This window comes from Enterobacter sp. BIGb0383 (assembly GCF_003751845.1).
Taxonomy (GTDB): domain Bacteria; phylum Pseudomonadota; class Gammaproteobacteria; order Enterobacterales; family Enterobacteriaceae; genus BIGb0383.
Map to the genome: position 1 here is coordinate 223,171 of NZ_RJKQ01000002.1, position 26,600 is coordinate 249,770.

At 56.5% G+C, this 26,600-nt stretch carries 26 protein-coding genes and 1 riboswitch; of the genes, 14 read left to right on the plus strand and 12 right to left on the minus strand.

The window, feature by feature from the left end:
- The first annotated feature begins 113 nt into the window (after positions 1-113).
- The 8 genes from EDF81_RS09415 to EDF81_RS09445 all read left to right on the plus strand — a co-directional run bounded on the left by EDF81_RS09415 (position 114) and on the right by EDF81_RS09445 (position 8,110).
- The gene (locus EDF81_RS09415) at positions 114-863 is read left to right on the plus strand and encodes an endonuclease/exonuclease/phosphatase family protein (RefSeq protein ID WP_123347893.1); all 750 of its coding nucleotides are present in this window, start codon (positions 114-116) and stop codon (positions 861-863) included.
- Positions 860-2,101: a cardiolipin synthase ClsB gene (clsB, locus tag EDF81_RS09420; RefSeq protein WP_123347894.1), complete on the plus strand. Its 1,242-nt coding sequence runs from the start codon at positions 860-862 to the stop codon at positions 2,099-2,101. Before EDF81_RS09415 ends, clsB begins: the two co-directional genes overlap by 4 nt.
- Entirely contained in the window at positions 2,101-3,066 is a 966-nt protein-coding gene (locus tag EDF81_RS09425; protein ID WP_123347895.1) for a YbhN family protein, read from the plus strand. Before clsB ends, EDF81_RS09425 begins: the two co-directional genes overlap by 1 nt.
- Positions 3,067-3,195: 129 nt before the next feature.
- The gene (locus tag EDF81_RS24225) at positions 3,196-3,327 is read left to right on the plus strand and encodes a hypothetical protein (RefSeq protein WP_260232692.1); all 132 of its coding nucleotides are present in this window, start codon (positions 3,196-3,198) and stop codon (positions 3,325-3,327) included.
- Entirely contained in the window at positions 3,320-5,155 is a 1,836-nt protein-coding gene (locus EDF81_RS09430) for a phospholipase D-like domain-containing protein (protein ID WP_123347896.1), read from the plus strand. The genes EDF81_RS24225 and EDF81_RS09430 overlap by 8 nt, the downstream gene beginning before the upstream one ends.
- Positions 5,155-6,141 carry a sel1 repeat family protein gene (locus EDF81_RS09435; protein ID WP_260232693.1) on the plus strand — a complete coding sequence of 329 codons (987 nt, stop codon included), beginning with the start codon at positions 5,155-5,157 and terminating at the stop codon, positions 6,139-6,141. The genes EDF81_RS09430 and EDF81_RS09435 overlap by 1 nt, the downstream gene beginning before the upstream one ends.
- Complete coding sequence (locus EDF81_RS09440; protein ID WP_123347897.1) at positions 6,141-7,127, plus strand: DUF6396 domain-containing protein; 987 nt, start codon at positions 6,141-6,143, stop codon at positions 7,125-7,127. The genes EDF81_RS09435 and EDF81_RS09440 overlap by 1 nt, the downstream gene beginning before the upstream one ends.
- Positions 7,127-8,110 (plus strand): DUF6396 domain-containing protein, encoded by a 984-nt coding sequence (locus EDF81_RS09445; protein ID WP_123347898.1) that lies wholly within the window; start codon positions 7,127-7,129, stop codon positions 8,108-8,110. Before EDF81_RS09440 ends, EDF81_RS09445 begins: the two co-directional genes overlap by 1 nt.
- Before the next feature lie 54 nt (positions 8,111-8,164).
- On the opposite strand, the gene EDF81_RS09450 is transcribed toward EDF81_RS09445, so the two are convergent.
- The 6 genes from EDF81_RS09450 to moaA form a co-directional block, all read right to left on the minus strand.
- On the minus strand, positions 8,165-8,872 hold the full coding sequence (locus EDF81_RS09450) for a Bax inhibitor-1/YccA family protein (RefSeq protein WP_123347899.1): 708 nt from the start codon (positions 8,870-8,872) through the stop codon (positions 8,165-8,167).
- A gap of 62 nt (positions 8,873-8,934) precedes the next feature.
- Positions 8,935-9,387, minus strand: coding sequence for a molybdopterin synthase catalytic subunit MoaE (gene moaE, locus EDF81_RS09455; RefSeq protein ID WP_123347900.1), 453 nt, complete (start codon positions 9,385-9,387; stop codon positions 8,935-8,937).
- Position 9,388: 1 nt separating this feature from the next.
- On the minus strand, positions 9,389-9,634 hold the full coding sequence (moaD, locus tag EDF81_RS09460) for a molybdopterin synthase sulfur carrier subunit (RefSeq protein WP_123347901.1): 246 nt from the start codon (positions 9,632-9,634) through the stop codon (positions 9,389-9,391).
- Complete coding sequence (gene moaC / locus EDF81_RS09465) at positions 9,627-10,112, minus strand: cyclic pyranopterin monophosphate synthase MoaC (RefSeq protein ID WP_123347902.1); 486 nt, start codon at positions 10,110-10,112, stop codon at positions 9,627-9,629. Before moaC ends, moaD begins: the two co-directional genes overlap by 8 nt.
- Positions 10,113-10,115: 3 nt before the next feature.
- On the minus strand, positions 10,116-10,628 hold the full coding sequence (moaB, locus tag EDF81_RS09470; RefSeq protein WP_123347903.1) for a molybdenum cofactor biosynthesis protein B: 513 nt from the start codon (positions 10,626-10,628) through the stop codon (positions 10,116-10,118).
- 15 nt (positions 10,629-10,643) lie between these two features.
- Positions 10,644-11,633 (minus strand): GTP 3',8-cyclase MoaA, encoded by a 990-nt coding sequence (gene moaA / locus EDF81_RS09475; protein ID WP_123347904.1) that lies wholly within the window; start codon positions 11,631-11,633, stop codon positions 10,644-10,646.
- Positions 11,621-11,753: riboswitch (molybdenum cofactor riboswitch) on the minus strand. It overlaps the preceding gene by 13 nt.
- A gap of 227 nt (positions 11,754-11,980) precedes the next feature.
- On the opposite strand from moaA, the gene yvcK reads away from it, so the two are divergent.
- The 4 genes from yvcK to pmrB all read left to right on the plus strand — a co-directional run bounded on the left by yvcK (position 11,981) and on the right by pmrB (position 16,402).
- Positions 11,981-12,889: a uridine diphosphate-N-acetylglucosamine-binding protein YvcK gene (gene yvcK, locus EDF81_RS09480; RefSeq protein WP_123347905.1), complete on the plus strand. Its 909-nt coding sequence runs from the start codon at positions 11,981-11,983 to the stop codon at positions 12,887-12,889.
- Positions 12,890-13,000: 111 nt separating this feature from the next.
- Complete coding sequence (gene eptA / locus EDF81_RS09485) at positions 13,001-14,644, plus strand: phosphoethanolamine transferase EptA (protein WP_123347906.1); 1,644 nt, start codon at positions 13,001-13,003, stop codon at positions 14,642-14,644.
- Positions 14,641-15,327 (plus strand): two-component system response regulator PmrA, encoded by a 687-nt coding sequence (pmrA, locus tag EDF81_RS09490; protein ID WP_123347907.1) that lies wholly within the window; start codon positions 14,641-14,643, stop codon positions 15,325-15,327. The genes eptA and pmrA overlap by 4 nt, the downstream gene beginning before the upstream one ends.
- On the plus strand, positions 15,320-16,402 hold the full coding sequence (pmrB, locus tag EDF81_RS09495; protein WP_123347908.1) for a two-component system sensor histidine kinase PmrB: 1,083 nt from the start codon (positions 15,320-15,322) through the stop codon (positions 16,400-16,402). The genes pmrA and pmrB overlap by 8 nt, the downstream gene beginning before the upstream one ends.
- A 156-nt stretch (positions 16,403-16,558) precedes the next feature.
- Here pmrB and uvrB read toward each other — a convergent pair whose 3' ends face one another.
- Positions 16,559-18,574 carry an excinuclease ABC subunit UvrB gene (uvrB, locus tag EDF81_RS09500; protein WP_123347909.1) on the minus strand — a complete coding sequence of 672 codons (2,016 nt, stop codon included), beginning with the start codon at positions 18,572-18,574 and terminating at the stop codon, positions 16,559-16,561.
- 808 nt (positions 18,575-19,382) lie between these two features.
- On the opposite strand from uvrB, the gene EDF81_RS09505 reads away from it, so the two are divergent.
- Complete coding sequence (locus EDF81_RS09505; RefSeq protein ID WP_123347910.1) at positions 19,383-20,105, plus strand: ABC transporter ATP-binding protein; 723 nt, start codon at positions 19,383-19,385, stop codon at positions 20,103-20,105.
- Here the strand turns inward: EDF81_RS09505 and bioD are convergent.
- From bioD to bioB, 4 genes are read right to left on the minus strand one after another with little or no spacing between them, the layout of a single operon-like run.
- Positions 20,047-20,769, minus strand: a complete 723-nt coding sequence (gene bioD, locus EDF81_RS09510; RefSeq protein ID WP_123347911.1) for a dethiobiotin synthase — start codon at positions 20,767-20,769, stop codon at positions 20,047-20,049. The two genes, EDF81_RS09505 and bioD, sit on opposite strands and share 59 nt — an antisense overlap.
- Positions 20,762-21,517, minus strand: coding sequence for a malonyl-ACP O-methyltransferase BioC (bioC, locus tag EDF81_RS09515; protein ID WP_123347912.1), 756 nt, complete (start codon positions 21,515-21,517; stop codon positions 20,762-20,764). The genes bioD and bioC overlap by 8 nt, the downstream gene beginning before the upstream one ends.
- Positions 21,501-22,658: an 8-amino-7-oxononanoate synthase gene (gene bioF / locus EDF81_RS09520; protein WP_123347913.1), complete on the minus strand. Its 1,158-nt coding sequence runs from the start codon at positions 22,656-22,658 to the stop codon at positions 21,501-21,503. The genes bioC and bioF overlap by 17 nt, the downstream gene beginning before the upstream one ends.
- Positions 22,655-23,695: a biotin synthase BioB gene (gene bioB, locus EDF81_RS09525; protein ID WP_123347914.1), complete on the minus strand. Its 1,041-nt coding sequence runs from the start codon at positions 23,693-23,695 to the stop codon at positions 22,655-22,657. Before bioB ends, bioF begins: the two co-directional genes overlap by 4 nt.
- 87 nt (positions 23,696-23,782) lie before the next feature.
- Here bioB and bioA point away from each other — a divergent pair, with 87 nt between their 5' ends.
- Entirely contained in the window at positions 23,783-25,072 is a 1,290-nt protein-coding gene (gene bioA / locus EDF81_RS09530; RefSeq protein WP_123347915.1) for an adenosylmethionine--8-amino-7-oxononanoate transaminase, read from the plus strand.
- On the opposite strand, the gene hutH is transcribed toward bioA, so the two are convergent.
- Positions 25,062-26,600: a histidine ammonia-lyase gene (gene hutH, locus EDF81_RS09535; RefSeq protein WP_123347916.1), complete on the minus strand. Its 1,539-nt coding sequence runs from the start codon at positions 26,598-26,600 to the stop codon at positions 25,062-25,064. The genes bioA and hutH overlap by 11 nt on opposite strands.

Consider the following 26,600-nt stretch of genomic DNA (forward strand, 5'->3'; position numbering starts at 1 on the left):
ATTCGTCGTTGAATGAGAGTACCGGACTTTACGGAAAATTCCGTAACACCGCATCTTTTTGTGATGCCGACTACACTTTATTTTCACAGGATCGTGATGAAAAAAGGAAGAATATGCCCTCATTTTCATTAAAAGTGCTGACCATTAACACCCATAAAGGCTTCACGGCGTTCAACCGACGCTTTATTTTACCGGAGCTGCGGGACGCGGTACGCACCGTCGGCGCGGATATCGTCTGCCTGCAGGAAGTGATGGGCGCGCACCAGGTCCACCCACTCCACGTGGAGAACTGGCCGGATACCACCCACTATGAATTTCTGGCGGATACCATGTGGAGCGACTTCGCCTACGGCCGCAACGCGGTCTACCCGGAAGGCCATCACGGCAATGCGGTGCTGTCCCGCTACCCGATTGAGCACTATGAGAATCGCGATGTCTCCGTTGGCAGCAGCGAAAAACGCGGGCTGCTCTACTGCCGCATCGCACCACCGGATCTGCCCTTTCGCATCCACGTGATTTGCGTGCATCTGGGGCTGCGGGAGGCCCATCGCCAGGCCCAGCTTGAGATGCTCAGCGAATGGGTTAACACGCTGCCGGAAGGCGAACCGGTCCTGGTGGCGGGCGATTTTAACGACTGGCGGCAGAGAGCCAACTATCCGCTGAAAAATCTGGCCGGGCTGGACGAGATTTTTACCCGCGCCAATGGCCGACCCGCCCGCACCTTTCCGGTACAGTTTCCGCTGCTGCGCCTCGACCGTATTTATGTCAAAAATGCCCACGCCAGCGCGCCGACCGCGCTGTCGCTGAAAAACTGGCGTCATCTGTCCGATCATGCCCCCCTGAGCGCGGAGATCCACCTATGAAATGTCAGTGGCGCGAGGGAAACCGCATTCGCCTGCTGGAAAACGGCGACCAGTACTATCCGGCTCTGTTTGAGGAGATTGACCACGCCCGGCATAAGGTGATCCTCGAAACCTTTATCTGGTTCGAAGACGAGGTCGGAAAGCAGCTGCACGCCGTGCTGCTGGCGGCGGCCCGTCGGGGCGTGGAAATCGAAGTGCTGCTGGACGGCTACGGCTCCCCGGATCTCAGCGACGACTTTGTTAACGCCCTGACCACCGCCGGCGTGGTGTTTCGCTATTACGATCCGCGCCCGCGCCTGCTGGGTATGCGGACCAATCTGTTCCGCCGGATGCACCGTAAAATCGTGGTGGTTGACGATACCGTCGCCTTTGTCGGCGGGATTAACTACTCCGCAGAACATATGTCCGACTACGGCCCCGAGGCGAAGCAGGATTACGCCGTGCGTCTGGAAGGCCCGGTGGTACAGGATATCCTGCAGTTTGAACTCTCCAATCTGCCCGACGAACAGCTCCGCCGCCGCTGGTGGCGACGCCGCCATCGCCCGGAAGAGAACCGCGCCCCCGGCGATGCCCAGGTGCTGTTTATCTGGCGGGATAACAATGAGCACCGGGACGATATTGAACGCCACTATCTGAAAATGCTGGCCACCGCCCGTCGGGAAGTGATTATCGCCAACGCCTATTTCTTCCCCGGCTATCGCCTGCTGCACGCCATGCGTAAAGCGGCCCGTCGGGGCGTCAGCGTGAAGCTGATTGTACAGGGCGAGCCGGATATGCCTATCGTCACCTTCGGTGCTCGCCTGCTCTACAGCTATCTGTTTAAAGGCGGGGTGCAGATTTTTGAGTATCGCCGTCGTCCGCTGCACGGCAAAGTGGCGCTGATGGACGCCCATTGGGCCACCGTCGGCTCCAGCAATCTCGATCCGCTCAGCCTGTCGCTGAATCTGGAAGCCAACGTGATTATCCACGACCGTGAATTTAACCAGACTCTGCGCGACAACCTCTCCGCCATTATTGAGAAAGACTGTCTGCCGGTCGATGCCAGTATGGTGCCGCGCCAGAGCGGGTGGAACCTGGCCAAAAGCGTGGTGGTGTTCCACTTTTTACGCCATTTCCCGGCGCTGGTTGGCTGGCTACCGGCCCATACGCCGCATCTGTCGCGTGTCGATCCTCCGGTGCAGCCGGAGATGGAAACGCAGGATCGAATGGAAACCGATAACCCCGGAGTCAAACCCTGATGGCGAAATCGCATCCGCGCTGGCGTCTGGCAAAAAAAATCCTTACCGGGCTCTTTTTTATCGCCGTCATCGTTCTGCTGGTGGTCTATGCCCGTAAGGTAGACTGGGAGGACGTTCGGGAGGTCATTGCTAACTATAACCGTGGCGTGCTGCTCGGTGCCGTGGGTCTGGTGGTGGTCAGCTACCTGCTGTACGGCTGCTACGACCTGCTGGCCCGGTCATACTGCGGCCATAAGCTGGCAAAACGTCAGGTGATGCTGGTCTCTTTTATCTGCTATGCCTTTAACCTGACCCTCAGCACCTGGGTTGGCGGCATCGGGATGCGGTATCGTCTCTACTCCCGACTCGGCCTGCCCGGCAGCACCATTACGCGTATCTTCTCCCTGAGCATTACCACTAACTGGCTGGGCTATATTCTGCTGGGCGGAGTGATCTTCACCCTCGGCGTGGTACAGCTTCCCGAGCGCTGGTATATCGACGAAGGCACCCTGCGTATTGTTGGCATCGTCCTGCTGGTGATGATTACGCTCTACCTCGGCTTTTGCGCCTTTTCCCGCCGTCGGCACGTCACCATCAAAGGGCAAAAGCTGGTTCTGCCATCGTGGAAATTTGCCCTGGTGCAGATGGCTATCTCATCGGCCAACTGGATGGTCATGGGGCTGGCGATTTGGCTGCTGCTGGGGCAGAAACCGGACTACTTCTTTGTGCTGGGGATCCTGCTGGTCAGCAGTATTGCCGGGGTGATTGTGCATATACCGGCCGGTATCGGCGTACTGGAAGCGGTATTCCTCGCCCTGCTGGCGGGATCGCACAGCACCCAGGGAACCATTATCGCCGCCCTGCTGGCGTGGCGCGTGCTGTACTACTTTACCCCGCTGCTGCTGGCGCTGATTTGCTATCTGGGACTGGAGAGTCGGGCGAAAAAGCTGAGGGAAAAGAATGAGAGGGCGATGGAGAAAGAATAACCCTCTCATTTTTACAATTTGTTTCATTTACCCCAGTTACCTTGCCGCTTTATTCCCCTATTGTTCTTTTTTTACCCACAGCAAAAAAAGGGATTTTTGCTGCTTTCTCACCACAAAAGGACTTGAGGTATGAGTACAACTCCCTCCATTCGTTACAGCCACAGCCATCATCTCCTGACCGCAAGACGCGGTATGACCTCGCTGGATCTATTCCACGGGTTTCTGAATCAGACGGAAGATAAGGACAATCGCGATGAGTAACATTAAACCTTCAGTGCAAATCTGCACGGCCGTGCCGGGGCTGACGCGTGAAATCATCCTCACGCCACAGTGGATACCGGAAAAGGGAGAATATCCGCTCTGCAGAGCCGCCTATGCACCTTTGATTTGTGGTGAACACACGTTCGCCGTGATTGCCAAAGCCATTGAAAGCGCGACGAAAAGCATTGATATCATTACCTGGGGCTTTCAGGCATCGATGTATTTAACCCGCGGAGGACAGGGGCCACATAAAATGGTGGGCGAGCTGCTGGAAGAGGCCGCAAACCGGGGCGTGCAGGTCCGTCTCTTAGTCTGGTTTAGCGGCACGGCGCAGAATTTTGCAGGCCCCAGTTTTCCCGGCTGGGGTGCATGGGGCTCGGTGGCACAAAGGAAGGGAGAAACGATATGGAATTTAAGCGCCAAAGGTAACAAACTCGATTACGAAACCGCCGAACAGTACGAATTCGATAAGAAATGGCATTACCGGGCATGGAATCACAAGATCAAGGGGCTAAAAGTTCTTTCCCGTACGATGGGCAATATGGTTTCATTTGGTTTCCGGTTAGATGAACTGCCCTATAAAATTAGTGATGACTCCTCCCTGATGCGAAAAATGGCGCTTGGGCATGGCGCCACGCACCATCAAAAAATGATCTTAATTGACTATGAAGATCCGGAATTAGCCGTCGGATTTGTTATGGGTCACAATATGCTGTCTCAATACTGGGATACTCAAAAACACCCCTGGCAGAGAGGCTATAGCGCAGCACCGGATCAGGGCCGGGATGGTTATACCGGATGGCAAGATATCTCATCCTGTGTTTATGGTGAGGTATTAAAACACCTGAATGATAATTTCGTTCAGGCGTGGGATAAAGCCGAGCTGGATTATCAGCCCTTACAGCTTATATCCCTGACGGAAACTCGCGCATCGATAAAAAAAGATCTGTTTATCCCCACGGCGAAACGTCTTGCCACAATTAAAAACCGCCTTGGCGACGGCGCATTTAACTTTACGCTAACGCCCGTGATGGGGAAAATATGCCGGACACAGCCACAGTACAAAGCCTACGATATTCTGAAGGCGTATATGGAGAGCGTAAACAGAACCCGAAACTATATTTATATTGAAAACCAGTACTTCCGTTTTACCGAGCTGGCGGAACAAATATTAAAAAGAGCCAAAGACCTGATCTGCGCCGGGGTTAACCCTGAAGAGCATGGTTATCTCTATCTGTTTGTCGTCACCAACAGCACCACCGATCCGGACGTGGTGACTGGCGGGCTACGCACCTGGGAAATGTTAGATATGCTGGGCCGTGGCGACCGCATGCCCGATTATACCGCCATGGTGCATAATCAGGACCCCAACAATAAAGATGACCAGTGGGAAGCCAGCAAGGTCGATATCCAGGATATTCCCGGACTCAAAGCGCATATCTGCACTCTGGTCTGCCCCGACTCCCCGCAGGGCTCGCGGCTACGCACCTATGTTCACAGCAAACTAATGATGATTGATGATATTTTCCTGATCCAGGGATCGGCAAATATAAACCTGAGAAGTATGGCGTTTGACAGTGAAATTGCGATTGCGCTTCAGGATACGGACCAGGGGAATATTGTTAAAAAGATGCGAAATGAGCTATGGGGGTTGCATACGAATAATAATAGGGGCTGTACAGGAAACGACTTTGCGTTAGCTTTTGAAAGCTGGAAAAGGTTGCTCGAATATAATAGTAAAAAATGGTCCTCCCCTGATGGAGGAGAACTTATCGCATCGGTAATTAACTTCATAGATAATAACAAAGCACTGGAGGATAAAGATTAGTGAATAATAAAATTCAGTGCTTACCTATATTGATACTCATTTTGACTTTAGCTGGTTGCGATAATAATAAAGGAAAGGACATAAAGGATATGAATTTGTCATTTAGCTGTACAACAGAAGCCGAGCATCTCCCCCCTCTGGATCCGCAGGCCGAAATTTGGTTCAGTCTGGCTCGCAGCATGCAAAAAGCAGCGGGCGAGAAAAATTTTGATGTGATTGCGGATCTTTACCGTCAGGCGGCAGGGAAAGACCATTATAAGGCCATGATCAATCTTCAGAATATGTTGACCCGAAGACTTGCAGCGCCAGTAAAAGGGAAGTCCCCTCAGGAGGAAGTTGTCGCAATTACTGAACGAATGATGCAGATTAATATCCCCGCAGGCTACTATCTGATGGGGCACTATCTTGAACGCGGCTATGGTGTTAAAAGGGATAAAACTGCGGCATTAGCCTATTTTCGTAAAGCCGCCGATCTGGGTAACCCGGAGGCGCAGAACTATCTGGGCCAGCTTTTTCTGACCGAACAGTTTGAAGATTATACCGAGCCTAAAACGCTTAGGGTTCATTTTAAAAAGAACCCGGCTTTCAATCCGAAAATTGGTGAGGCGATGCTGGATTGTGCAGCAAGCCAGGGGAATGGAGAAGCCGCAGACTGGTTAGCTGGATGGTTTCATGTACTAAAAAAAGATTATTCTAAAGCCATAAAATACTATCAGCTAGGTGTTAAAAATGGGAATAATTTATCTGCTTTAAGTTTAATCAGAGCGTTCGATTCACCACTTCCTGAACCTGATATTGATTATTTAGCTTTAGAAGCAGATCCTGAACGAGTTCGTCGTTACACTAAGATTAAAGCAGAAATTAATTTTAACCCTTCAGCCCGATTCCCCGACATTGATAAAATCGTCCCTTTACCACCAGAAAAACTTCCCGACTGGGACGGCACCTTTGAATATAAAAAAGTGCCGCAGGAGGGTAAGAGCTAATGAATTATCGAACGCGGCATCTCTGTGCAATAGTAATGATATGGGCTTTAACCGGCTGCAATAATGAAAAAGAGTCGGAACCAAAGGATATAACCATGTCGTTTAGCTGTACAACAGAAGCCGAGCATCTTCCCCCTCTCGATCCTCAGGCCGAAATTTGGTTTAACCTGGCTCGCAGTATGCAAAAAGCAGCGGGCGAGAAAAATTTTGATGTGATTGCGAATCTCTACCGTCAGGCTGCAGGGAAAGACCATTATAAAGCCATGATCAATCTTCAGAATATGCTATCACGAAGGCTCGCGACACCAGTGAAAGGAAGGTCTCCCCAGGAGGAGGTCATAGAGATCGTTGAAAATATGATGCAGAAAAATATTCCCGCAGGCTACTATCTGATGGGACATTATCTTGAAACCGGCTATGGCGTAAAAAGAGATAAAACCGTAGCATTAGCCTATTTTCGCAAAGCCGCTGACCTAGGAAACCCGGAGGCACAGAACTATCTCGGAAAGATTTTATTAACCGAACAGTTTGAAGATTATACTGAGCCTAAAACGCTTAGGGTTCATTTTAAAAACAACCCGATTTTTAATCCAAAAATTGGTAAGTCTATGCTGGATTGTGCAGCAAACCAGGGAAATGGTAATGCAGCATATTATCTTGCAGACTGGTTTAGTATCTCAAAAGAAGATTACCCAAATGCCTTACGTTATTATCAGCTAGCTGCTCGATATGGTAATAAATTATCTGTCATGACATTAATCTCAGCATTTAACTCCCCAAGGCCAGATGATAAAGGCAGCTACCTCGGTGTTGAAAAAGATCCTGAACGTATTTTTAGATATAAATCAATGTATAATGAGATAAAATTAAATTCTTCATCGAGATTCCCCGATATCGATAAAATAGTCCCTTTACCACCAGAAAAACTTCCCGACTGGGATGGCACTTTTGAATATAAAAAAGTACCGCTGGAGGGTAAGAATTAATGAATTATCAAATACGGTATCTCTGTGCCGTCACAATCCTATGGGCTTTAACCGGCTGTAATAATGAAAAAGAGTCGAAACCACAGGATATTACCCTGTCATTTAGCTGTACAACAGAAGCCGAGCACCTTCCCCCTCTGGATCCTCAGGCCGAAATTTGGTTTAGCCTGGCTCGCAGCATGCAAAAAGCAGCAGGCGAGAAAAATTTTGATGCGATTGCGGATCTTTACCGTCAGGCGGCAGGGAAAGACCATTATAAGGCCATGATAAATCTTCAGAATATGTTGACCCGAAGACTTGCAGCGCCAGTAAAAGGGAAGCCCCCTCAGGAGGAAGTTGTCGCGATTACTGAACGAATGATGCAGATTAATATCCCCGCAGGCTACTATCTGATGGGGCACTATCTTGAACGCGGCTATGGTGTTAAAAGGGATAAAACTACGGCATTAGCCTATTTTCGTAAAGCCGCCGATCTGGGTAACCCGGAGGCGCAGAACTATCTGGGCCAGCTTTTTCTGACCGAACAGTTTGAAGATTATACCGAGCCTAAAACGCTTAGGGTTCATTTTAAAAAGAACCCGGCTTTCAATCCGAAAATTGGTGAGGCGATGCTGGATTGTGCAGCAAGCCAGGGGAATGGAGAAGCCGCAGACTGGTTAGCCGGATGGTTTCATCTGTTAAAAACCAAAGATTACTCGAAAGCAATAAAGTATTATCAGCTAGGTGTGAAGAATGGAAATAATTTATCTGCTTTAAGATTAATCAGGGCGTTCGATTCACCACTTTCTGAACCTGATGTTGATTATTTAGCTTTAGACGCAGATCCTGAACGAGTTCGTCGTTACACTAAGATTAAAGCAGAAATTAATTTTAACCCTTCAGCCCGATTCCCCGACATAGATAAAATAGTCCCTTTACCACCAGAAAAACTTCCCGACTGGGATGGCACCTTTGAATATAAAAAAGCGATGGCAGAAAAATAATATTCCCTCTCCCGGGAAATGCATTCGCATCACCGGGAGAGAGAAACGGAGTTATCAGCGACGATTGCCCAGAATACGCAGCAGCATCAGGAACAGGTTGATAAAGTCCAGATACAGGGTCAGCGCACCGAGAATGGAGTATTTACGCAGGGTGCTGGCATCGCGCACGTCAATATTCTCACCGATATTCTTCAGCTTCTGGGTGTCGTAGGCGGTCAGACCGACAAAGATGACGACCCCGATATAGGTCACGGCCCACATCAGCGCTTCACTTTTCAGCCAGAAGTTCACCAGCGACGCCAGGATAATCCCAATCAGGCCCATAAACAGCAGGTTGCCCCAGCTGCTGAGGTCGCGTTTGGTGGTGTAGCCGTAGAGGCTCATGGCACCGAACATCCCGGCCGTGACGATAAAGGTACTGCCGATGGACGGCAGGCTGTAGACGAGGAAGATACTGGAAAGCGTCAGCCCGGTCAGTGCGGAATAGAGCATAAACAGGGTGGTGGCCATCCCGGCGCTCAGGCGCTGTACCATCCCGGCAAGCACAAATACCAGCCCCAGTTGGGCGATAATCAGGCCAAAGAAGGTGATCCGGCTGGAGAAGACAAACTCCATAATCGCCTGTGAACCGGCTGCGTACCAGGCAATAAAGGCGGTCAGCACCAGGCCGCAGGTCATCCAGCCGTATACCTGAGCCATATAGGTCTGCAGCCCGGAGCGGGCATTCTGCACTATCGAATCTGAACGTGGAAATCGGTCCATGACTTACTCCTCAGTTGAAAGGGATTACACGTTAATAAGATTAACACATCCGCCTAAACCTATTACCAACGCGTTGCTGCCTTTTGGTCACTTTCACGCGCCTCAACCCAGCGGTCGCCTTCCGGCGTTGCTTCACGCTTCCAGAAAGGCGCCCGGGTTTTCAGGTAGTCCATAATAAACTCCCCGGCCTCAAAGGCGCTGCTGCGGTGGGCGCTGGTAACGCCGACGAAAACAATCTCCTCGCCCGGCCAGAGTTCGCCGATGCGGTGGATCACCGTCACCCTGCCCAGCGGCCAGCGGCGGCGGGCCTCTTCGACGATCTCCGCCAGCGTTTTTTCCGTCATGCCCGGATAGTGCTCCAGGGTCAGCGCCTTCACGCTGTCGCCCAGGTTATGGTTGCGCACTTTGCCGGTAAAGGTGACGACCGCGCCGTCTTCGTCACGCTCTGCCAGCCACGGGTACTCTTCCCCGACGCTGAAGCGCGCCTGGCCGACGCGAATACGGGTTTCAGCCATGTTAACCTCCCGTAACCGGCGGGAAGAAGGCGACTTCATCCCCGTCGTTTAGCGGATGGTCGAGGCTGACCAGGGTCTGGTTGACCGCCGCCAGCAGCTTGCCGTCTTCCAGCGCCAGCGCCCAGCGGTCGCTGCGGGCGCTCAGATGGCGACGCAGCGCCTCAACCGTGTCAAACCCGGCCTCGACGGCCAGGGTGTCGGTGCCCACCAGTTCGCGGACCTGGGCAAAAAAGATAACGTTAATCATGCGCGTCCACCCTAAAATCGCCGGATTTGCCGCCGCTTTTTTCCAGCAGGCGCACCGGACCAATCACCATATCCTTCTGCACCGCCTTGCACATATCGTAGATGGTCAGGGCCGCCACCGATGCGGCGGTCAGGGCCTCCATCTCAACGCCGGTTTTACCGCTCAGGCGGCAGACGGCGGTGATACGCACCCGGTTATGTTCCGTCTCGGCCTCCAGCTGGACCTCGACCTTGCTCAGCAGCAGCGGATGGCACAGGGGGATCAGCTCCCAGGTCCGCTTGGCGGCCTGGATCCCGGCGATACGCGCGGTGGCGAACACGTCGCCTTTGTGGTGCTGGCCGTCGACAATCATCGCCAGGGTTTCCGCCCGCATGGTGACAAAGGCTTCGGCCCGCGCTTCGCGAACGGTCTCGTTTTTCGCCGAGACATCGACCATATGGGCGTCACCGGCTGCGTTAATATGGGTCAGTTGCGACATAGCTTATTTCTTCAGATGGGGATGAAAATTACAGGGGCGGGTCCGCGCATCCAGCTGCGGGGCGATAATATTTTCCCACGCGGTGCGGCACGCTTTGGTTGATCCGGGCATGACAAAAATCAGCGTCCGGTTGGCGATACCGGCCAGCGCGCGGGACTGCAGCGTCGAGGTACCAATCTCCTCAAAGGAGAGCATACGAAAGACTTCACCGAAGCCTTCGATTTCCCGGTCAAACAGCGGCAGTAGCGCTTCGGGCGCCTGATCGCCGTCGGTCAGCCCGGTGCCACCGTTAATCAGCACCACCTGCACGTTGTCGCTGGCGATCCACGCAGAAACCTGGGCCCGAATGGCGTAGCGGTTCTCTTTCACTATCGCCTTATCGACGACCGTATGACCGGCTTCCTGCGCCGCATCACGCAGCCAGTGACCGGAGGTATCATCCTCTTCGCCGCGACGGCTGGAGATGGTTAAGATAGCGACACGGGTGGCAATAAATTCTGCACTAACCTGACTCATTACAATTCTCCTTAATTAGCCGCCGATATACGAAAGATTCTGCGTAATGCCCGTATCACCCTGGTGCAGGAAGTGGGTCTGCTTCTTCTGCTGCAGCGCACCGGCAATACGCTCCTGTAACGCCTGCTGCTGGGCGTCGTCGCTCAGCAGGTCGCGCAGATCCACCCCACCGTCGCCAAACAGGCACAGGTGCAGCTTGCCCACCGACGAGACGCGCAGGCGGTTACAGCTGGCGCAGAAATCTTTTTCGTAAGGCATGATAAGGCCTATCTCGCCCGCGTAGTCCGGGTGACAGAAGACCTGGGCCGGTCCGTCGCTGCGCTGGCGAAGCTGACGTATCCAGCCGCGGCGCAGCAGCTCATCGCGCACCACCATTCCGGAGAGATGATGTTTGCGGAACAGCTCCCCGCCGTCGCCGGTTTCCATCAGTTCGATAAAGCGTAGTTGAATGGCGCGCGGTTTGATCCACGCCAGGAAGGTATCAAGCTGGTGATGGTTGACGTCGCGCATCAGGACGGTGTTGACTTTCACCTTGTCAAAACCGGCGTCGAACGCCGCGTCGATACCGTCCATCACCTGGCGGAATTTATCCTGTCCGGTAATGGCATGAAACTGGCGGGCGTCGAGGCTATCGACGCTGACGTTCAGCGCGGTCAGCCCGGCGTCGCGCCACTGGGCAACATCACGCGCCAGCCGGTAGCCGTTGGTGGTCACCGCAATCTGACGAATCGCCGGGTTTTCGCGTACGGCGGCGATGATCTCGCTGAAATCACGGCGCAGGGAGGGTTCCCCGCCGGTCAGGCGCACTTTTTCCGTGCCCATGCCGGCAAAGGCGCGGGTCACGCGGCGAACTTCATCTACACTGAGAAAGCCGTTATTGGTGACGTGGCCGGGACGATAGCCGTCCGGCAGGCAGTAGGTGCAACGAAAATTGCACACGTCGGTGATCGAAAGGCGTAAGTAATAAAACTTACGCGCAAACGCATCGGTAAGAAGCGATTCCATAGACACCTTTCCAAATCGGGAGATGTCGTCATTTCTTCCGACACCCTGGTGGCTCAGGGCCACGGCCAAAGCACCGTATCTTGCGACTTAGGTACATAAGGCTAAGTGTGTTACTCCGGCAGTGCCGGAGTGAGTACTGAGGATAGTAGCGCGTTAGCTTCCCTTTCGCCAGACTCTACATTTCGCTATATAATTTAATATATAGCGGTGTTATCCTGCATTTCGCACCAGAATACGCAAAAATAGCGTTTTTGCATTGACGTGCATCATTTTGTCGCCCGTGCGGCATCGTCTTTTAGGGGTAGTTGCGCTACTGTAGCGCGGTAAATGTGAAACAGGGAATTTGTATGCGCAATCGCACTTTTGCCGATCTCGATCGTGTTGTGGCTCTCGGCGGCGGCCACGGGCTGGGCCGAGTCATGTCATCGCTGGCCTCGCTCGGCTCACGCCTGACCGGCGTGGTCACCACCACCGACAACGGCGGCTCTACCGGCCGTATCCGCCGTGCCGAAGGCGGTATCGCCTGGGGCGATATGCGCAACTGTCTTAATCAGTTAATTACCGAACCCAGCGTCGCATCCGCCATGTTTGAGTATCGTTTTGGCGGTAATGGCGAACTTTCCGGGCATAACCTCGGAAATCTGATGTTAAAGGCGCTGGATCACCTTAGCGTGCGGCCTCTGGAAGCGATCAATTTAATTCGCAACCTGCTAAAAGTGGATGCATTGTTAATCCCAATGTCGGAAATGCCGGTCGATTTGATGGCGCTCGATCACGAAGGCCATGAAGTCTACGGTGAGGTCAATATCGATCAGCTAACTCAGCCGCTAAAAGAGCTGATGCTCACCCCAAAAGTGAGCGCGCCCCGCGAGGCGGTAGAAGCCATCGCCGAGGCGGACCTGATCCTGATTGGCCCTGGCAGTTTCTACACCAGCCTGATGCCGATTCTGCTGCTGGATGATATCGCCCGCGCCCTGCGCCGTACCCCGGCACCAATGGTCTATATCGGCAACCTGGGCCGCGAGCTCAGCCCTGCCGCCGCCAGCCTGACGCTGGCCGATAAGCTCGCACTGATGGAGCAGGTAGTTGGCAAAAAAATTATCGATGCGGTGGTGGTTGGTCCGAAGGTGGACGTCAGCAGCGTCACCGACCGGGTGGTGATCCAAACGCCGCTGGAAGCCAGCGATATCCCCTATCGCCACGATCGCCATCTGCTGCGCGAGGCGCTGGAACAGGCCATTCAGGCGTTTGGCTAACTCACCATCGGGGCCGGTTATCGGCCCTGTTGCTTATTGCTTCCCCATCTTAAGGTTGTCTTAAACTACTCCTGCGACCCTAAGCGCAATATTTATTACTGAGTCATAAGTATGCGCTTACTTGCCTTTCGTCGCCCGACCCTCGGTCGCCTGACGTTTATTGTTCTGTTTTCTTTGTATATCTCGCTGGTGCTGAATATTGCCTATTACCGCCAGGCGTTCGCGCTGTTGCCGGTCGATTCACTGCATAACGCCCTGGTGTTTCTGTCGATGCCGCTCGTCGCCTTTGCGGTGATCAATATTCTGGTAACCCTGGCCTCGTTTGTCCGCCTGGACCGGCTGCTGATCAGCCTGTTTATTCTGCTCTGTGCCAGCGCGCAGTATTTTATTATGAGCTTCGGCATCATTATCGACCGCTCGATGGTGACCAATATCCTCGACACGACCGCAGCGGAGAGCTTTGCTCTGATGTCGCCGAGCATGATTGCAACGATGCTGATCACCGGCGTTGCGGCGGTTGCCCTGGCCTGGTGGGTGAAGGTTAAAAAGCCGGTTTCCGCCTGGCGCGAAGCGGCCCGTAAAGGGCTAAGCATCCTGGCGTCCATCGCGGTAATTATCCTGATTGCACTGATGTTCTATAAGGACTACGCCTCCCTGTTTCGCAACAACAAAGAGCTGGTGAAGTCCCTCAGCCCGTCAAACAGCATTGCGGCCAGCTACTCCTGGTATTCGCATAACCGTCTGAGCAACCTGCCGCTGGTTAAAATAGGCGAAGATGCACAGCAGCAGGCCAGAATGCAGCAGGGGCCGCGCAAGAACCTGACCATTCTTATCGTCGGCGAAACCTCCCGCGAAGCCAATTTTTCCCTCGGCGGCTACCCGCGTGAGACGAATCCGCGCCTGAGCCAGGACAACGTCGTCTGGTTCCCGAAAACGGCCTCCTGCGGCACCGCCACGGCGGTATCCGTGCCGTGCATGTTCTCAAATATGCCGCGTAAGAATTATGACGACCAGCTGGCAGCACATCAGGAAGGCCTGCTGGATATCATCCAGCGTGCGGGAATTCAGGTCCTGTGGAATGAAAACGACGGCGGCTGTAAAGGCGCCTGCGATCGGGTACCGAGCCAGGATATGAACGCCCTGAAGCTGCCGGGCCAGTGCATTAACGGCGAGTGCTACGACGAAGTATTGTTCCACGGTCTGAGCGAGTATATCGACGGCCTGCAAAAAGATGGCGTGATCGTCCTGCACACTATCGGCAGTCACGGCCCGACCTATTACAACCGTTATCCACCCGCGTTCCGCAAGTTCACGCCAACCTGCGACACCAATCAGATCCAGTCCTGTACCCAGGAACAGCTGACCAATACCTACGACAACAGTATTCTGTACGTCGACTATATTGTTGATAAAGCAATTAAATTACTGCAGTCAAAGCAGGATAAATTTACCACCAGTCTGGTCTATCTCTCCGACCACGGCGAATCGCTGGGTGAGAATGGCGTTTACCTGCACGGCCTGCCCTGGTCCATCGCGCCGGACGAGCAAAAGCATATCCCGATGGTGATGTGGCTGTCGGACGACTATCAGAAACGCTACGGCGTCAGCGATACCTGCCTGAAAAAGCGTGCGGGCGAGCAGAATTATTCCCAGGATAATCTCTTCTCCACCCTGCTGGGTATAATGGGCGTCAGCACCAAAGAGTACCAGGCCGCGGACGATATCCTGGCCCCCTGCACCGGAGTCGGTAAATGAAGATACTGGTCGTTGAAGATGATGCTCTGCTGCTGCAGGGCCTGATGATGGCAATGAAGAGCGAGGGTTACGTCTGCGATGGCGTCTCCACGGCGCGTGAAGCGGCCCTCTGTCTGGCTAACGGCCATTACAGCCTGCTGGTGCTGGACCTTGGCCTGCCAGATGAAGACGGTCTGCATTTCTTAAGCCGCATACGCCGGGAAAAACAGGCTCTGCCGGTGCTGATCTTAACCGCAAGGGATACGGTCAGCGACCGTATTGCCGGGCTGGATACCGGCGCCGACGATTATCTGATTAAGCCCTTCGCCCTCGACGAGCTCAATGCCCGCATTCGCGCCCTGCTGCGTCGTCAGCATAACCAGGGCGATACCCGGCTTAACGTTGACGGCCTCAGCCTCGATATGACCCATCATCAGGTCTGGCTGAATGACACAGAGCTGGACCTGACGCCAAAAGAGTATGCTCTGCTGGAGCGCATGATGCTTAAGGCGGGTAGCCCCGTTCACCGGGAAGTGTTGTATAACGACATTTACAGCTGGGATAACGAACCCTCGACCAACACCCTGGAGGTCCATATCCACCATTTGCGCGACAAAATCGGCAAAACGCGTATCCGCACGCTGCGCGGATTTGGCTATATGCTGGTCACCCACCGCACAGCCACGCAGGCCGCCAGTGATTAAGCTGAACCACAAGAGCTGGAGCCTGCGCCAGCGGCTGCTGCTGGCTATCGGCGCGATCCTGGTCTTTTGCCAGTTGATCAGCGCCTTCTGGCTATGGCACGAAAGCAAAGAGCAGATCCAAATTCTTGTCGAAAGCGCCCTGCACAGCCGCGACTACCACAAATCCATCGAGCATGAGATCCGCGAGTCGGTCGCCAGCCTGCTGGTCCCCAGTATGCTGATTGTCGGGCTGGCGCTGGCGCTGTGCTACCAGGCCGTGAAGCTGATCACCCGCCCACTGGCAAAATTGCAGCAGGAGCTGGAAAACCGCAGCCCGGATAATCTCTGCCCGGTTGAACTGCACAGCCGTATCAGCGAGGTCGATGCGGTCACCCACGCAATTAACCAGCTGGTCGAACGTCTGACCCTCACCCTCGATCGCGAACGCCTGTTTACCGCCGACGTCGCACACGAACTGCGTACGCCGCTGGCCGGTCTGCGCCTGCATCTTGAGCTGCTTTCGCGCAGCAAAGGCATCGACGTTGATCCCCTGCTCCAGCGGCTGGACCAGATGACCGACAGCGTGGTACAGCTCCTGCAGTTGGCCCGCGTCGGTCAGTCATTCTCAGCGGGGAGCTATCAGCATGTCTGGCTGATCCAGGATGTGGTGATGCCCCTGCGCGAAGAGCTGGAAACCATGCTGGCTGCACGCCAGCAGCGGCTGGTGCTGCCCGAGAACGCGCAGGATATCCAGGTACGGGGAGACGTCACGCTGCTGCGGGTAATACTGCGTAATCTGACGGAAAATGCCCATCGCTACAGCCCGGAAAAGTCGGCGATAACGCTAAGCGTAGACGGCTCCGGCCCGGTTATGGCCGTGGAGGATGAAGGCCCGGGCATTGATGAAAGCCAGAGCGGCGAGCTCAGTAAAGCCTTTGTGCGAATGGACAGCCGCTACGGCGGCACCGGACTGGGGTTAAGCATCGTTAACCGGATTGTTCAGCTGCACGACGGGGAGTTCTTTCTGCAAAACCGCCGCCCGCTCCCTGGGGTGCGGGCCTGGGTCAGACTACAGCCGGTCACGCGCGAACGCTAATTACCAGGTCATAATCCAGTTAGCAGCAAAGCCGACAACAATCAGCAGGCTGGCGCTCAGCGCCAGCCACTCACGAAGGGTCGTTGCGGACATACTCTTCTCCTTATCTCAACACCGACAGTGTCGGCGAAGAAGATTAAGGGAATATTAAGCGCCTTATGAAGCCGCAATGAAAAGCGCTCGCAGCTGCTGTAGCTGGTCGCGAACCTGCGCCGCCTCTTCGAACTCCAGGTTCTGGGCGTGCTTCATCATCTGCCCTTCCAGCTCGTGAATTTTCTGCTGCATCGCTTTCGGCGTCAGCACAACGGTATCTTCCTGCACCGGTGAGCGAGATTTGCCGCGACCTTTGGCTTTGGTCTTCGCGATATTGCTGCCGAGAGACAGAATATCCACCACGTCTTTTTTCAGGCCCTGCGGCGTAATGCCGTTTTCCTCGTTATAGCGCTCCTGTTTCTCACGACGGCGCTCGGTTTCCCCAATCGCTTTTTCCATCGAGGCGGTGATTTTATCCCCGTAGAGGATAGCTTTGCCGTTGATATTACGCGCCGCACGTCCGATGGTCTGGATCAGGGAACGTTCGGAGCGCAGGAAGCCCTCTTTATCGGCGTCGAGGATCGCCACCAGCGACACCTCCGGCATATCCAGCCCCTCACGCAGCAGGTTGATACCGACCAGCACGTCAAACTCGCCCAGGCGCAGATCGCGGATGATCTCCATACGTTCAACCGTATCGATATCCGAGTGCAGGTAGCGCACCTTCTCGCCGTGCTCTTCCAGGTACTCGGTCAGGTCTTCCGCCATCCGCTTGGTCAGGGTCGTGACCAGCACGCGCTCGTTAATCACCGACCGCTTGCGGATTTCGGAGAGCAGATCGTCGACCTGGGTCGCGACCGGACGCACTTCGATAATGGGATCCAGCAGGCCGGTCGGACGCACCACCTGGTCAATCACCTCGTCGCCGGATTTCTCCAGCTCGTAGTTGCCGGGCGTTGCGGAGACGTAGATGCTCTGCGGCGCGAGCGCCTCAAACTCTTCAAACTTCATCGGGCGGTTATCCAGCGCCGACGGCAGGCGGAAACCGTACTCCACCAGCGTCTCTTTACGCGCCCGGTCGCCGCGATACATCCCGCCGATTTGCGGAATGGTCACGTGGGATTCGTCGATCACCAGCAGGCCATCGGCAGGCAGGTAGTCAAACAGGGTCGGCGGTGCCTCGCCGGGACCGCGACCGGAAAGATAGCGCGAGTAGTTTTCAATGCCCGAGCAGTAGCCCAGCTCATTCATCATTTCGAGATCGAACTGGGTTCGCTGGCTGAGGCGCTGCTCTTCCAGCAGTTTATTATTAGCCAGCAGCACCTTACGGCGGTCCGCCAGCTCCACTTTGATCTCTTCCATCGCCTGGACGATACGCTCGCGTGGCGTCACGTAGTGCGTTTTAGGGTAGATGGTATAGCGCGGGATGGTCGATTCGATATGCCCGGTCAGCGGGTCGAAGAGCGACAGGCGCTCGACCTCTTCATCAAAGAGTTCGATACGCAGAGCGATATCGTCCGACTCGGCCGGGAAGACATCAATGACCTCGCCGCGCACGCGGAAGGTGCCGCGCTGGAACGCCTGATCGTTGCGGGTGTACTGCAGCTCCGCCAGTCGACGCAGGATAGCGCGCTGATCGATAATCATGCCCTGGGTCAGGTGCAGCATCATTTTCAGGTACAGGTCCGGATCGCCCAGGCCGTAGATCGCCGACACTGACGCCACCACGATCACATCCCGCCGCTCCAGCAGCGCTTTGGTCGCCGAGAGGCGCATCTGCTCGATATGTTCGTTAACCGAGGCATCCTTTTCAATAAAGGTGTCGGAGCTGGGCACGTAGGCTTCCGGCTGGTAGTAGTCGTAGTAGGAGACAAAATACTCTACCGCGTTGTCCGGGAAGAAGGCCTTCATTTCGCCGTACAGCTGCGCGGCCAGCGTCTTGTTCGGCGCCAGCACCATCGTCGGGCGCTGCAGATCGGCAATGACGTTGGCGACAGTGAACGTTTTCCCCGACCCCGTAACCCCGAGCAGCGTCTGATGCGCCAGGCCATCTTCCAGCCCTTCCTCAAGACGACGAATCGCCTCTGGCTGGTCGCCGGAGGGACGGAAAGCGGAGTGCAGTTTAAACGGTTTACTCATGTACAGCTTCCTGATGAGGGAATTAGCGGGCAGGCGATTAATTCTACTCTCCACCGCCAATTTTGCCAGTAAAAAAGACTGGATGAAAAAACAGTAACCGGCGAGAAGATCGCAGGTCCTTGAGCGCAGAACCTGCGATTGCGGGTGAAATTTCCGCCGCGACGGGATAAAACACCATCACCTCCCGGTTATCCCCAGAATTTTTTCTATTTTTAACATTTGTCAAGCCGGGTCATGAAAGTTTTGTGGCAGCGGGTGACACTTTCTTTACACCCATTGCTTTTAAATAACATATTGATAATAAACAATAAAAATTAAAAGCCGCGTTTCCCATCAATTCATGCGCAGGCCGCGTATTCTCTCGCTTACCGCAAGTTTTCTAACTCTAATGCACAAGGTTATCCACAGGAATAGTGGATAACTATCCGCAGGCCATAGTCGGCGGCCTCCGCCTCGTCTGTCCTTTTTCCGCAAAGTGACAGCATAAAAAAAAAATATCGCTTAATTTTGCCATTTAACCGCTAAGCGTCCTTGTGGATCCTGCGGGATCGTGCCCGCGATCTCACGCCAACCCGTTGCACCACCGCCCGACATCATTCAGCACTGTGAAAGTGCAAAACGCCGCCGTTTCGGCGGGCGTCTGCCCGCTTTACCCGATATTTTATCGGCAGGATCCGAAAAAGATCGGGTTTTGTCACCGGTTAACGGTTCTGGCAAGCATTTTGCAGGTTTTGTCACAGGCATTTTGCAAATAGCCAGATAACCGGGCCTTGATATCACCCGCATCGAAAAACCGGAGGAGAGTCCTATGTTGAGTCTGCACGCGGTTAATCAGTATTACGGCAACCAGCATACGCTGTGGAACGTCAGTCTCGATTTAGCCCCGGGAGAGTGTACCTGCGTTATCGGGCTTCCCGGCATGGGGAAAACGACGCTGGTGAACTGTATCACCGGCCACCTGCCCATTGAGAGCGGGACGATTCTCTGGCACGACGCGGGAAGCGCCCCGCGTGACCTGCTGAATTTCTCTGCGGAGCATCGGGCGGCCATCGGCATCGGCTATGTCGCCCAGGACAGGCGCGTTTTTTCCCAGCTGACGGTGGAAGAAAATCTGCATATCGCCATGCTGGCCGGGCCGAAACCGGCGGGGGCCATTACCGGCGAGATCTATACGCTCTTTCCGGAACTCTACGCGCTGCGGCAGGTGAAAGGGGCGGGATTGTCAGAGGACGATCAATACCAGCTGGCGCTGGCGAGGGCGCTGATTGTGCACCCTCGCCTGCTGATCCTCGACGAACCGACGCGTGGAATTGGCCAGGCCTTTATGCATAAGCTGGGCAATCTGATCGTTCGGCTGAGTCAGGATTTCGGGATGACGGTGCTGCTGGCAGAGCAGCACCTGTCATTTATCCATCGGGTGGCAAACCGTTTTTGCCTGCTGCATCAGGGACGCAGCGTCGCGCAGGGCTATGTTAACCAGCTGGATGAGCAGGTGCTTTCTCGCTGGATGACGCCCCATCCAGGGCCCTGATATCAAGATAGTGCCCGATATCGCTCGCTTCCGGGGCCGCCTCAAGCCAGGGGATCTCCCCCAGCAGCGGCGCGGGCAGCACCCGCTGCAGCGTCGCCATATACTCGGCGTGGCGTTTTCCAGGCGGGGTGACATCATTGGCGATCCAGCCCGCCAGGGTTAACCCGGCCTGAGAAATGGCCTGGGCGGTGAGCATGGCATGGTTAATACAGCCCAGCTTCACGCCAACCACCAGGATCACCGGCAGACGTTCCGCCGCCACCCAGTCGGCAAAGGTGAAGGTCTCTGACAGAGGCGTAAACCAGCCTCCCGCCCCTTCCACCAGCAGCCAGTCGGCCTGTTTTTCCAGCGTTCTCAGACCCGCAGACATGACCTGCGGATCGATAGGCCGACCTTCTGCCGCGCTGATGATATGCGGCGAGGTTGGCTCGGCAAAGGTATAGGGATTGACCTGCCGGTAGTCCGGTCGGGGGGTGCTATTGCGCTGCAGGGCCAGCGCGTCGCTGTTGCGCAGTCCCTCAGCCGTCATATCGCTGCCTGACGCCACGGGTTTATAGCCTGTCGTCCGCAGGCCCAGCCGGGCCGCCGCCTGTAGCAGCGCACAACTGGCCACCGTTTTGCCGACCTCGGTGTCGGTGCCGGTGACAAAATAACGCTTAATCACAAACCATTACTCCCAGAAAAAGTTGATAGGTCAGAGGACACTGTCCCTGCCGCTGAGGCCAGGCCAGCTGGAGCTGCTGGAGCTGCCTGCGGGTCAAAGGGGCTTCACGCCGCCCCTGGTGCAGATGGGTCGCGCCGATACCCTTCAGAGAGCGCATAGCGCTCAGGGCATCGGGGAACCAGACGGTGACCGGGCAAAGGGCGTACTGCACGCGCCAGCCGTCAAGGGCGGCGAGGATCTGCGCCTCGGGCAAAAAGCGGTTGGCATGGGGATGCGTGTCGATGGTCGCCCAGGCCTGATTCAGTTCGCCAAGGGAGTCTGCCGCCAGGGTACTAAACGCCACCGTGCCGCCGGGGCGGACCACCCGCCGCAGCTCGCCCAGGGCATGACGCAAATCATCGCACCACTGGACGGCCAGGTTGCTCCAGGCCAGATCCACTTCGCCGTCTGCCAGCGGCAGCGCGTCAATATCCCCCAGAAGAAAACGATCCGCCGCCTGCTGACGCCGGGCTTCGGCCAGCATAGGCTCAGAGAGATCCAGCGCCGTGACCTGCGCGCCCGCGTCACGCCAGTAGCGGCTCATGCTGCCCGGTCCGCAGCCCGCATCCAGGACCTGCACATAGTTACGCCCAGGCAAGAGCGAGAGCAGTCGGCTGGCGCTCTCCCGCTGCAGTTCAGCGTGCTGATGGTAGCTTTGCGCCGCACGGCCAAAGGCCGCCGCGACCGCCGATTTATCGACCCTCGCCATTGAGGACCTCCAGCAGTCTGGCGATATCGCCGCGCTGATGCGCGGCGGTCAGGGTCAGACGCAGACGAGCCGTACCCACCGGCACCGTGGGTGGGCGGATCGCGGTGGTCCAGCAACCCTGCTCCCGCAGCCGTCGGGCCAGATCCAGCGCCCGGGCGTTTTCACCGACAATCAGCGGCTGAATGGCGCTCTGCGAGTCGGTCAGCCGCCCGTCCGGCACCGCAGCCCCCTGGCGGAAGTGGTTAATATTGTCCGCAAGGTTTGCCCGCAGCTCATCGCCCTCGTCGCTGTCGATAATCGCCCGCGCCACGCGCAGGGCTTCCGCCTGGGCCGGTGGCATCGCGGTGCTGTAAATCAGATGGCGGGCGAACTGCAGTAGATAATCTGCCAGCGTATCGCTGCACAGTACCGCCGCGCCGCTGACGCCAAAACCTTTGCCGAAGGTGACCACCAGCAGCTCAGGATGAACGCCCTGCGCCTGACAGCTCCCGCGCCCGCCGTCGCCGGTCACGCCGATACCGTGGGCATCGTCGACCATCAGCCAGCTTTGCGCCGCGTCGGTGACGCGGGCTATTTCCGCCAGCGGGGCGCTGTCGCCGTCCATGCTGAACACCCCTTCCGTCACCACCAGCTGCTGGCCGTCACAGGGTTTTGCCAGCAGGCTCGCCAGCTGGGCCGGATCGTTATGCGTAAAGCGGCGAAGCACGGCCGGGCTGAGACTGGCGGCTTCCAGCAGCGAGGCGTGACTCAGGCGATCGGCCACAATGCGATCCGGCTTGCCCATCAGAGCGGCAATCACCGCCTGGTTGGCGGCAAAGCCGGAGATAAACAGCAGCGCACGGGAGTAGCCCAGCCATCCGGCCAGCTCCTCCTCCAGGGCATGATGAGCATGGGTAAAGCCGCTCACGTGGCCGGATCCGCCGCTGCCCACGCCGTAGTGAGACGCACCGGCCTGCCAGGCACCAATCACCCGCGGATGCTGGCTGAGGCCAAGATAGTCATTGCTGGAGAAATTGAGATAGCGCCGGGTGCCGTCGTCCAGCCAGCGACCAGCCCCCTGCATCAGCGGCTGGCGCTGGCGCAGGGTCTGTGCCGCGCGGCGTTCACTCAGCGCGGCATCGATACGTTGCTGCCAGCTCATACGGTGGCGGCGTTGTAGTAGGTTTCCGTATCCGGGGTAAGCAGGGCCTGCTCCAGACGCTGCTGCTGCTCGTTGTCCCCCACGCTGACGGCGGTTTGCTGTGGGTTCAGGCCCAGTTTACGGAACAGGATGAGATCCTTGTCCTCTTCCGGGTTCGGGGTGGTCAGCAGTTTGCAGCCGTAGAAGATCGAGTTCGCCCCGGCCATAAAGCACATGGCCTGGGTCTGCTCGTTCATCTGCTCGCGCCCGGCGGAGAGGCGCACGTACGAGGTCGGCATCATAATGCGGGCCACGGCGATGGTGCGGATAAAATCAAAGGCGTCGACGTCGTCGTTATCGGCCAGCGGCGTGCCTTTGACCTTCACCAGCATATTGATCGGCACGCTTTCCGGCGGCGTCGGCATATTGGCGAGCTGCAACAGCAGTCCGGCGCGATCTTTCTCCGTTTCGCCCAGGCCCACGATCCCACCGGAGCAGACTTTGATCCCGGCATCGCGCACTTTACCCAGGGTATCCAGACGCTCCTGATAGCTGCGGGTGGTGATGATATTGCCGTAGAATTCCGGGGAGGTATCGAGGTTGTGGTTGTAGTAATCCAGCCCCGCGCCCGCCAGCCGCTCGGCCTGATCCTGAGAGAGCGTGCCGAGCGTCATACAGGCTTCCAGGCCCATCTCTTTGACGCCCTGTACCATCTGCTCAAGGTACGGCATATCGCGCTCGTGCGGGTTTTTCCACGCCGCGCCCATACAGAAACGGGTAGAGCCGGCGGCTTTGGCTTTGCGGGCGGAGTCCAGCACCTGTTCGACTTCCATCAGACGCTCGGTGGTCAGACCCGTTTTATAGCGGGAGCTTTGCGGACAATATTTGCAGTCTTCCGGGCAGGCGCCGGTTTTAATCGACAGCAGCGTGCTGACCTGCACCTGCTGCGGATCGAAGTGCTGACGGTGGATTTGCTGGGCTTCAAACAGCAAATCCAACAGCGGTTTTTCAAAAAGTTCGGTGACTTGCGACAGTGTCCAGCGAGAAAGGTGAGCCATGGGGCCTCTCCAAAAAGGTGTTATCAGACTGTGGTTCGGGTTATACTTGTAAACCTAAATGTTTTTAATTTGGTTTACAAGTCGATTATGACCCCGGACGATCTCGCATTTGACCAGCAGCATATCTGGCACCCCTACACTTCCATGACCTCTCCCCTGCCGGTTTATCCGGTGGTTGCCGCCGACGGCTGCGAGCTGGAATTGGCCAGCGGCGAGCGCCTGATTGACGGCATGTCCTCCTGGTGGGCGGCGATCCACGGCTATAATCATCCCCGTCTGAACGCGGCCATGCAGGCGCAGATTGGCCGGATGTCGCACGTGATGTTTGGCGGTATTACCCATCCACCTGCGGTAGATCTCTGCCGCAAACTGGTGGCGATGACGCCGGAGGCGCTGGAGTGCGTGTTCCTCGCCGATTCCGGATCGGTGGCGGTCGAAGTGGCGATGAAAATGGCCCTGCAGTACTGGCAGGCCAAAGGCCAGCCGCGCCAGCGTTTTCTCACTTTCCGCAATGGCTATCACGGAGATACCTTCGGAGCCATGTCGGTCTGCGATCCGGATAACTCGATGCACAGCCTGTGGAAAGGCTATCTCCCGGAAAATCTCTTCGCTCCCGCGCCGCAAAGCCGTTTTGACGGCGAGTGGGACGAACGGGATATGGTCGCTTTCGCCAGGCTGATGGCCGCCCATCGCGAAGAGATCGCCGCCGTGATTATCGAGCCGATTGTGCAGGGTGCGGGCGGGATGCGTATCTACCATCCGGAGTGGCTGAAGCGGCTGCGAAAAATGTGCGATCGGGAAGGGATCTTGCTGATTGCCGATGAAATCGCCACCGGTTTTGGCCGCACCGGGAAGCTGTTTGCCTGCGACCACGCGGGCATTACGCCGGATATTCTCTGCCTCGGTAAAGCCCTGACCGGCGGCACGATGACGCTGTCTGCAACCCTAACCACCCGCGACGTGGCGAACACCATCAGCAACGGCGAAGCGGGCTGCTTTATGCACGGCCCGACATTTATGGGTAACCCGCTGGCCTGCGCGGTGGCGGCGGAAAGCCTGGCGATACTGGAAAGCGGTGAGTGGCAGACGCAGGTCGCTATGATTGAGGCTCAGCTGGAGGCCGAACTGCAACCGGCTCGCGACGCCGAAACGGTTGCCGACGTGCGGGTACTTGGGGCCATCGGCGTGGTGGAGACGCGCCATCAGGTCAATATGGCCGCGCTCCAGCGCTTCTTCGTTGAACAGGGCGTGTGGATCCGGCCTTTCGGGCGGTTAATCTATCTGATGCCGCCCTATATGATTAGCCCGCAGCAGCTCTCGCGCCTGACCGCCGCCGTCGTTGCGGCAGTCAAAAACGAAACCCTGTTTATTCCGTAATCTGGCTGGGCAGAATGGCGGGCAGCAGCCCGCTCAGTACCCGCTGCGCCAGCAGCGCCGTCGCGCTGTCGATATCCGGAGCAAAGAAACGGTCCTTGTCATAATGACTGACCTGCTCGCGCAGCAGACGACGCGCCTCCTCCAGCAGCGGGCTGGAGGTCAGGCCATCGCGCAGGTCGATCCCCTGACAGGCCGCCAGCCACTCGACCGCCACCACTCCACGGGTGTTGGCGCTCATCTCCCACAGACGACGCCCGGCAGCCGGGGCCATCGAAACATGATCCTCCTGATTGGCCGAGGTCGGCAGACTGTCGACGCTGTGCGGATGCGCCAGGGCTTTGTTCTCGCTGGCCAGCGCCGCTGCCGTCACCTGCGCAATCATAAACCCGGAGTTCACGCCGCCGTTATTGACCAGGAATGGCGGAAGCTGGGACATATGCCGGTCCATCATCAGCGCAATGCGTCGTTCGGAGAGCGCGCCGATCTCGGCAATCGCCAGGGCAAGGTTATCCGCCGCCATCGCCACCGGTTCGGCATGGAAGTTACCGCCGGAAATCACCTCTCCCTCGTCGGCAAAGACCAGCGGGTTATCGGACACCGCGTTAGCCTCGATCAGCAGCACCTCCGCTGCCTGACGCAGCTGAGTCAGGCAGGCGCCCATCACCTGCGGCTGACAGCGCAGGGAGTAAGGATCCTGGACCTTGCTACAGTTCTGGTGGGACTGTGAAATCGCGCTACTGTCGGTGAGCAGATGGCGGTAAAGCCCCGCCGCATCCATCTGCCCGCGCTGGCCTCGTACCTCGTGGATGCGCGGATCGAACGGCCGCCGTGAACCCAGTACCGCCTCGGTGGTTAACGCCCCGCATACAACCGCTGCGGCGAAGAGATCCTCCGCCTCAAACAGGCCGCGCAGCGCAAAGGCGGTAGAAGCCTGGGTGCCGTTAAGCAGCGCCAGCCCCTCTTTGGCCTCCAGCACGACCGGCTCCAGCCCGGCTTTTTGCAGCGCCTCGCGGGCGGGCAGCCACTCCCCCTGCCAGCGCGCTTTTCCCTCGCCCAGCAGGGTCAGGGACATATGCGCCAGCGGGGCGAGATCCCCGGATGCCCCTACCGAGCCTTTGGCGGGAACCCAGGGCGTAATACCGGCATTGACCAGCGCCACCAGCGCCTGGATGACGCTAAGGCGGATCCCGGAATAACCCCGGGCCAGGCTATTGATTTTGAGCACCATCATCAGTTGAACGCAGGCATCATCGAGCGGTTCACCCACGCCAGCGGCATGAGAGAGCACCAGAGAGCGCTGGAGGTTTTGCAGATCGTCCGTGGCGATACGGGTCTGCGCCAGCAGACCAAAACCGGTGTTAATACCGTAGGCCGTACGCCCCTCGGCGATAATGGCGTTAACGCAGGCCACGCTATTGTTGATAGCCGCTTCCGTGCCGTCGTCCAGGCTGATGGTCAACGGCTGGCTGTAGACTTCACGCAGCTGGGCCAGCGTCAGCTGACCGGCAATAAGAGTAAGTGAGTGCAT

Bases quoted from the DNA above. Each gene is read 5' to 3' on its own strand.
- bioF (WP_123347913.1), bottom strand. From the start codon at position 22,658: ATGAGCTGGCAGCAACGTATCGATGCCGCGCTGAGTGAACGCCGCGCG.
- EDF81_RS09445 (WP_123347898.1), top strand. From the start codon at position 7,127: ATGAATTATCAAATACGGTATCTCTGTGCCGTCACAATCCTATGGGCT.
- EDF81_RS24225 (WP_260232692.1), top strand. From the start codon at position 3,196: ATGAGTACAACTCCCTCCATTCGTTACAGCCACAGCCATCATCTCCTG.
- EDF81_RS09415 (WP_123347893.1), top strand. From the start codon at position 114: ATGCCCTCATTTTCATTAAAAGTGCTGACCATTAACACCCATAAAGGC.
- bioB (WP_123347914.1), bottom strand. From the start codon at position 23,695: ATGGCTCACCTTTCTCGCTGGACACTGTCGCAAGTCACCGAACTTTTT.
- EDF81_RS09450 (WP_123347899.1), bottom strand. From the start codon at position 8,872: ATGGACCGATTTCCACGTTCAGATTCGATAGTGCAGAATGCCCGCTCC.
- EDF81_RS09505 (WP_123347910.1), top strand. From the start codon at position 19,383: ATGTTGAGTCTGCACGCGGTTAATCAGTATTACGGCAACCAGCATACG.
- moaE (WP_123347900.1), bottom strand. From the start codon at position 9,387: ATGGCTGAAACCCGTATTCGCGTCGGCCAGGCGCGCTTCAGCGTCGGG.
- bioA (WP_123347915.1), top strand. From the start codon at position 23,783: ATGACCCCGGACGATCTCGCATTTGACCAGCAGCATATCTGGCACCCC.
- moaD (WP_123347901.1), bottom strand. From the start codon at position 9,634: ATGATTAACGTTATCTTTTTTGCCCAGGTCCGCGAACTGGTGGGCACC.
- clsB (WP_123347894.1), top strand. From the start codon at position 860: ATGAAATGTCAGTGGCGCGAGGGAAACCGCATTCGCCTGCTGGAAAAC.
- yvcK (WP_123347905.1), top strand. From the start codon at position 11,981: ATGCGCAATCGCACTTTTGCCGATCTCGATCGTGTTGTGGCTCTCGGC.
- EDF81_RS09425 (WP_123347895.1), top strand. From the start codon at position 2,101: ATGGCGAAATCGCATCCGCGCTGGCGTCTGGCAAAAAAAATCCTTACC.
- moaC (WP_123347902.1), bottom strand. From the start codon at position 10,112: ATGTCGCAACTGACCCATATTAACGCAGCCGGTGACGCCCATATGGTC.
- moaA (WP_123347904.1), bottom strand. From the start codon at position 11,633: ATGGAATCGCTTCTTACCGATGCGTTTGCGCGTAAGTTTTATTACTTA.
- uvrB (WP_123347909.1), bottom strand. From the start codon at position 18,574: ATGAGTAAACCGTTTAAACTGCACTCCGCTTTCCGTCCCTCCGGCGAC.
- pmrA (WP_123347907.1), top strand. From the start codon at position 14,641: ATGAAGATACTGGTCGTTGAAGATGATGCTCTGCTGCTGCAGGGCCTG.
- eptA (WP_123347906.1), top strand. From the start codon at position 13,001: ATGCGCTTACTTGCCTTTCGTCGCCCGACCCTCGGTCGCCTGACGTTT.
- bioC (WP_123347912.1), bottom strand. From the start codon at position 21,517: ATGGCGAGGGTCGATAAATCGGCGGTCGCGGCGGCCTTTGGCCGTGCG.
- EDF81_RS09440 (WP_123347897.1), top strand. From the start codon at position 6,141: ATGAATTATCGAACGCGGCATCTCTGTGCAATAGTAATGATATGGGCT.
- moaB (WP_123347903.1), bottom strand. From the start codon at position 10,628: ATGAGTCAGGTTAGTGCAGAATTTATTGCCACCCGTGTCGCTATCTTA.
- EDF81_RS09430 (WP_123347896.1), top strand. From the start codon at position 3,320: ATGAGTAACATTAAACCTTCAGTGCAAATCTGCACGGCCGTGCCGGGG.
- hutH (WP_123347916.1), bottom strand. From the start codon at position 26,600: ATGCACTCACTTACTCTTATTGCCGGTCAGCTGACGCTGGCCCAGCTG.